Below are 6,758 nucleotides of genomic sequence, written 5' to 3'. Positions count from 1 at the left end.
TCGCCGGTAGTTTTCCAGTAATTGTAGGCCAGACGAACGGTGTAACACAAGGAATCAATTTCCCATTTGCGTTCGTGCAAACCTGGTTTCATATCCGTCATATCGCTCATCCAGTGCACTTCTTCTTCCTTTGTTTTGTTGAAAGCGTTGGCATAACTATCGAGCAAAACACATTGCGTTTGACGGTGAACAACACCGGCAAGCAAGGTTTTTAATTCATCATCCTGGTTGGCCAGTGGCATATATGGCCAAACCTGGGCGGTTGAATCTCGCAACCACATGGCATGAATATCACCTGTAATTACAAAGGTATCAGGTTTCCCATTCAATGTTCCGTGCTCAACTGTTGTGTCCAAAGTGTTTGGAAAACAGTTTTCGAACATCCAGGCCAGTTTCGGATCTTTAATTTTTGCTTTTGCTGCAGCAATTGTTTCTTCCACAGCTTTCGACGTAAAATTCCGATCTGCTGGCTCCGGACGTAATGAGTGATAATCTGCGCGGCTTACTGCGCCAATTAAGGGATTAGTTTTCAAAATGGAAATGCCTGCCAATGCAGCAGTGCTTGTTTTAATAAATTTTCTTCTGTTGGTCATTTTTAATATGTTTTATTTTATTGATTCAGATTGAAAGTCATCATCTATCCTGTGTTGTGAATACCAGTTTTATTGCGTTGTTTTTTGCTGAAATCCTAAAAACTGTATTATCGGCAACAGAAGCTGATCCTTTTTTTACATCAACAACATATTTTATATGTTGAGATTCACAACTGATTTTCTTTTCATCAATACTTAAAAAAGGTAGTTCTTTATTAATAGCAGTAGTCAGGTCAACATACCAATTTATCAGGTGATCGCTATTCAGTTTCATTTCCAAACTCTTCTCATTGACGCTTAACTGTAACATGCCGTCAATATTCGTCAAAGGCCATGAAATATCAAGTTTTCCCTTACCCGGGCTAGTTACAACCGGATCACCACCTTTTAAAAGCACTTCTTTTCCGTCAACCAGGGCTTTAAACCTTAAACCAGCCAAATCGCCGTGTTTACTCCATAGGTATCCGTCAACAAACGGGAGGGTAAAAAATTTGCATTCGTTGGTGCTTGCGGTTCCGGTCAGATAATCGGAAACTAAATTTTCATCAAAAAGATGAATATCCCGAACACGCAGTGTTTCATCTTCCCAAAGTAAATTCAAACGGTAAAACCGGCTGTTGTACCAAACGGTTTTCAGATCACTTCCGCCCAAATCTTTGGTTACAGTTACTGCCGTTGCCGGAGTTATTTTATAATTTTCGCTGAACCACTTTCCTGATTCTGCGAGTGTTTCAACCTTTACTTTGTGCTGATCGCTTAATTCGGCTATCAACGGAAACTGCATTTCCAGCCCTTTCGCCATAGCGTCCCAGGTAAAAGAATTCTCCTGCCCTGCCTGGGTGTAGGCGTATTCAATGGCTTCGCCCTGTGTGAACTGATCGAAATACCATTCTACCCAGTTTTTATCGCCACCAGCATCCTTGTAAACTGGTTCCAGGCTAATCACACCCTGCCGTGCCGACCCAAGTCCCTGATCGTATTGCCGGATCGGATCACTTCCTAGCATCCTGAAAACAGGAACCGGAATCTGATTTTTTTCATTTTGCGCAGGCATGTACGAATTTACCTTACTTGGATAATAAGCCTGGTTCCAGTAACCGCCCCAAAGCGTATAGCCATCGGTTCCATACTGGTCCTTACAATTTGCTGAGGCTTCAATGTGGTATTTCTCGTACATATAATTCAAAGTATGCGCATCAATAAACCAGGAAGCCACCGACTTGGGATAATACCCAAATATTTCTTTAAAATCATTCATGTAAACATCCACCAAACGTTCACGTTCTTTGGGTGTATAACCGGTTGAAAAACCAACGTCGGCATGCCAGTCCCACGGATATCGTCCCCGCCATCTAATTCCGGCATTTTCAACCAAAGGCTGCGGGATTTCCCACCAGGCTCCAATTTCGAAGGAATCTTTTGACAGTCCTTTCAACAACTCCTGATAATCTTTATTCATTAAGGCATCGTACTGCAACAAGAAAGTACCTTTTAGGTGGTATTCTTTCATCAGATCAACCTGATTAACAACCGTTTCGTAAAGCACTTTTTCAGTGATGTTCGCATCACGCGGCTCCAGCAATCGAATAAAATTGACAATATTGACGATCTTGGGTTGTTCTTTATTCTCATCCGCGGGAATATTTTGTGCTTCGGTTTTATTACTTGCCAACAAAGGGGTATTGAAAGTCAGAATAATTCCCGTTAACAGGACTATTACACTAAATATTTGTCGCACAGATTGTAATTGAGTATAGGTCATATAAATTGGTTTATGCTTGCTGTTTTATTGGGTGTGAATATACAATTCTTTGCCTCTAAGCAGATCATTTTGCTGAATGAAATACGAATCCAATTTAGTTTCGCCCAAGTTAATTTGAGTTATTTTCTTTCCGTGATCAAGCTTTTTTATACTGAAACTTTCTGTGCTGCTTAAACTTACATTTACTTCATCAAACAACGGAACTGAAACAATAAATTCAGGATCAGCCGGCGAGTAAGGATAAATCCCCATGGCTGCGAATACATACCAGGCTGACATTTCTCCGGCATCGTCCATTCCGCAAAGCGCATTCCCCCACTCGCCCATTCCGTAAAAACGGTTCATGATACTGTCGAGGTAGATTTGCGATTTTTCCTGTTTCCCAATAAAAGTGTACAGATACGGAAAGCTGTGATCGGGCTGATTTCCGTGACAATACTGTCCGATAAATGATGAAACGTTGCGGGCAATGTGATTTGCATTCCATGGTATCGAGAAAAGAGAATCGAGCTTTTCCTCAAATTCTGCTTCACTTTTGTATAAGCCAATCAAACCTTTGGTATCGTGTGGTGCAAAAAACGACGACTGCCAGGCGTTGGCTTCGCGGTACATGTATTCGTAATACGGATATTCCGCGTTAAAATCCGGCACCCAATCACCATTTTCAAGGCGCCCACGCATTAACCCCGTTGACGGATCAAACAGGTTTTTATAGTTTGATGTGCGCTTCATCAGCATCTCATAATCATCCTGTTTCCCAAGTTCTTTGGCAAGAAGTGCCACAGCATAATCATCATAAGCAAACTCCAGTGTTTTCGTCACGCCGGCTTTTGCTTTCGATTCAACATGTGGATTTTTCACTTCAGGTGTTGAGATGTATCCTTTTTCGATATACTCGGCAATGTGCGGACGTGTACCTCCTTCTTTTGTTGCATTGTTTAGCAGCAACTGATAAGCGCTCTCCACATCGTAATCACGAATTCCGCGCAGGTACGATCCGGAAATAAAAGGCGCTGCATGATCGCCATGAAAAAAGGTAGGCATAAAACCGGTCTTTTCGCCTTTATCGATGAGCGACTGAATTACGTCGGCAGTAACATCGGGCGACAACATACCCAGTAAAACCAACTTATTGCGGTAGGTATCCCACAACGACGGATTGGTGTAATAACGAAACCCTTTATTGACCACTTTTCCGCTGGCATCGGTAAATTCGCCGTTTACATCGCTGCGTAATGCCGGCCACAAAAAAGAGCGGTACAACGACGAGTAAAACAACTCTTTTTGCTTTTCAGTACCGCCTTCAACCTGGATTTTTGAGAGCAAATTTTCCCAGGTTTGCGATGCTTCAGTTTTCACTTCTTCAAAACTTTTACCGGCCAACTCGGCTTCCAGGTTCTGCTTCGCATTTTCGGTGCTTACAAACGACAGCGCCAGTTTTAACTCGAGTTTATCGTTTGATTCTGATTGGTTAAAAGAAACAACCGCGACTTCATCTCTTCCGTCGCCGGTTGTTTCAAGGTTTACTATGGTCCGGTTGGTTTCGGCATAGAAATATATTTTTTCGCCTGTTTGCTGAAATCCTTTAAAAGCATTTGTACCAACTTGTTCAATATGCCAGTTGCGTACCCGTTCGTTTGATTTCGACAGGTTCAGTATCATGTTTTGTGGTTTACCTTTTGGATATTCGTATTTATGGTAACCGCAGTGCAAGGTGCTGGTAAGTTCCACGTTAATTTCGTAACGATCGAGTTTTACCTGGTAATAACCCGGTCCGGCAGCTTCGTTTTCGTGGCTGAATTTCGATCCAAAATCATTTTTGGTAAAACCGTCGGTAACCGGAAGTACCGGAATATGACACAAATTCCAGTGGCCTTTGTTGGTGTGTGTAAAAGCCAAGATAACATCATCTTCGTATTCGTAACCGGCTCCGCTGTGCCATTCGGTAATTGGGCTCAATTGCACCATGGCGTTTGGCAATGAAGCCCCGGGATAAGTTAATCCGGCCCACACGCGCCAGTCTTTTGGTGGATTATAACCACAATCGATGCTGTCTTGCAAAGGGGCAGTACCCAGAAATGTATTCACATATTGGGTAAGCTTTTCAGGATTATTTGTACTGGAATGGTTACTTGCCGTATGGCAGCCAACCATTGCAAAAATAAATGTAATTAGTAGAATTGTTCGTATCATTTTTAGTTGGTTCAAATATGAAATTATGTACTTCTAATTTATTTTACTTGTTCAATTACAGCAGCCCAGCCTCCATTTCTGGCCAGATCTATTTCAATCGTTTCTCCGCTGCTCACATTCTTAATTACTGTTTTATAATCCATAGCCTGCACATTGGCGTTTACACCATCTTGAAAAGCGGTCATTTTGTATGCAGCTCCTTCGTTTAGAAAATCAAGATTTAACTTGAAGCTACGTTGTTTTGTATCGGTAATTGCACCAATGAACCATTTGTTTTTACTGCGTCTGGCAACAACAAAGTACTCTCCGGCTTTCGCCTGAAGAACACGGGTTTCGTCCCAAACAACCGGAACACTGGTAATAAATTCGGTACATTCCCGCTCACGATAATAATAAAACGGATTATCGGCCAGCATTTGAATTCCACTTTCAAGTGTTACATATAAAGCCAGTTGATAAGCACGAGTACCGATACTAACCGGGTTTGTCCGGGTAGATTTATAATCTTCAGGATGAACAGAATTCATGGCTCCGGGAGTAAAATCGGCAGGCCCAACAGCGTTTCTTATAAATGGGAGATACGCGTTATTCTTAGTGGTTGCCCGTCCGCCTCCAATATTTTGTTCCATCCCGACGATACCTTCATACGAAAGAATATTTGGTAAAGCACGTTCCATTCCCGCAGGTTTAAATGATCCGTGATAATCAACAAAAAGATGGTATTTGGCAGCCTCACGTGCAACTCTTTCGTAATAGTTTACCATCCATTGATCGCTCCTGTCCATAAAATCGATCTTAACTCCGGCAATTCCCCATTTACTAAAGGTTTTAAACAAATCCATATTGTTTTCAACGGTCAGCCATGTTAACCACAAAACAATTTTTACATTTTTAGTCTTTCCATATTCAATTAGCTTGAATAAATCGATCGTGGGATTTGGAGTATAGGGATCGCGCGTGCTTTTAGCCCATCCTTCATCCATTATAATGTAAGGAATGCCAAAATCAGAAGCAAAATCAATGTAATATTTATAGGAATCCAGGTTATATCCTGATTTAAAATCCACCCCATACAAACGTGCGTCGTGCCACCATTCCCAGCTTACCTGCCCTGGCTTTATCCAGTCAACATTTCCCAATTCATTGGGCCGCGATAATTTGAAAACCATTTCATTTTCGAAGATTTGTTTGTCATCGCTACTGATCATGAAAACCCGCCAAGGGAAACTGCGCGATCCTGTTGTTTTTGCAATATAATCAGCCTCTTTTACGATTTTTAAACTACGGTCACCATCTTCGCCAAATTCAAGCGGACATTTCGGAAAAGTACTGTTCATCGCATTTCCTTCAACGCCTTTCATAAATAAACACGGGTAGTCGAACAAGTCGGCTTCTGAAAATAAAATCTTGACACGCTGTTCACTGTCAAACAAAATAGGTAGTGTGCTTTTCTCCAAACCTTCGGCGTCGGCTGTATTCGATTCAACATACGATATTTCGTACGAAGTTTTGAATGAACGGGTTGGTGAGAGCACAGCATCGAAAGTGGAAGGAAACTGAAGATGAACCGCTTCATCCAATACTTCAATTTCTTTGTCGCCCTTATTTGTAATAAAACGGTAAGCAACACCATCATTGTAAGCTCTGAATTCAACAGAATAATCGCCTTTAAATTTTAACAAAAGAACATTGCAATGATTATCAACAACCGCATTCTTTAATGGAATTTCACGGTTGATTTGCTCTTGAATGGTACTACGTTTTTTTGTGGTAAGTTTCGGGTTTTCACCCAAGATCTGATCTTTTAACCGGAGTTCCAAATAACTCTTTTCCATTAATAGAAAGTTATTGGCACTAACCGAGTAATAAATTCTGTCGGACAATTCAATTCGAACCTTGATATTATTATCAGGAGACGTAAGTTCGTGAATGCCTCCCTTGGCAAGAACAGAACCAGAAAGCAGACCTACCAGTAAAATGCAAAAAAATACTTTCGTAATCTTAAATAATTTTAGCTTAAAATCTAATCGCTTCATTTATAGTTGATTTAGGTAATTGAGTCGTCATCATTAAATTAATCCATTTTCAGTGCATAATTAAATTTGCCTGATATGACTTACTTCCCGTGATGACCCGAATAAAATAAATTCCTGGAGTCGTGATTTCAGGGAAGACAGAGATCTGCCCGCTATCTGTTAAATCTGTTGATT

4 protein-coding genes are annotated in these 6,758 nt (G+C 41.1%); all 4 read right to left on the bottom strand.

What is annotated here, in order from left to right; all coding sequences use genetic code 11:
* Positions 1 to 593, bottom strand: a 593-nt coding sequence (locus tag ABZB17_RS18860) for a glycoside hydrolase family 125 protein (RefSeq protein WP_372652497.1), incomplete at its 3' end; no start/stop codon positions are given.
* 40 nt (positions 594 to 633) lie between these two features.
* Entirely contained in the window at positions 634 to 2,265 is a 1,632-nt protein-coding gene (locus tag ABZB17_RS18855) for a hypothetical protein (protein ID WP_372652494.1), read from the bottom strand.
* A gap of 114 nt (positions 2,266 to 2,379) precedes the next feature.
* Positions 2,380 to 4,548: a GH92 family glycosyl hydrolase gene (locus ABZB17_RS18850; protein ID WP_372652492.1), complete on the bottom strand. Its 2,169-nt coding sequence runs from the start codon at positions 4,546 to 4,548 to the stop codon at positions 2,380 to 2,382.
* Positions 4,549 to 4,586: 38 nt separating this feature from the next.
* Positions 4,587 to 6,584: a glycoside hydrolase family 97 protein gene (locus ABZB17_RS18845; RefSeq protein WP_372652489.1), complete on the bottom strand. Its 1,998-nt coding sequence runs from the start codon at positions 6,582 to 6,584 to the stop codon at positions 4,587 to 4,589.
* Positions 6,585 to 6,758: the final 174 nt, after the last annotated feature.

The organism is Draconibacterium sp., assembly GCF_041583095.1.
Classification (GTDB): Bacteria; Bacteroidota; Bacteroidia; order Bacteroidales; family Prolixibacteraceae; genus Draconibacterium.
Note: the sequence above shows the minus strand (reverse complement) of the source record. Positions and strands in the feature narration are given on the sequence as shown.

Bases quoted from the DNA above. Each gene is read 5' to 3' on its own strand.
- ABZB17_RS18850 (WP_372652492.1), bottom strand. From the start codon at position 4,548: ATGATACGAACAATTCTACTAATTACATTTATTTTTGCAATGGTTGGC.
- ABZB17_RS18845 (WP_372652489.1), bottom strand. From the start codon at position 6,584: ATGAAGCGATTAGATTTTAAGCTAAAATTATTTAAGATTACGAAAGTA.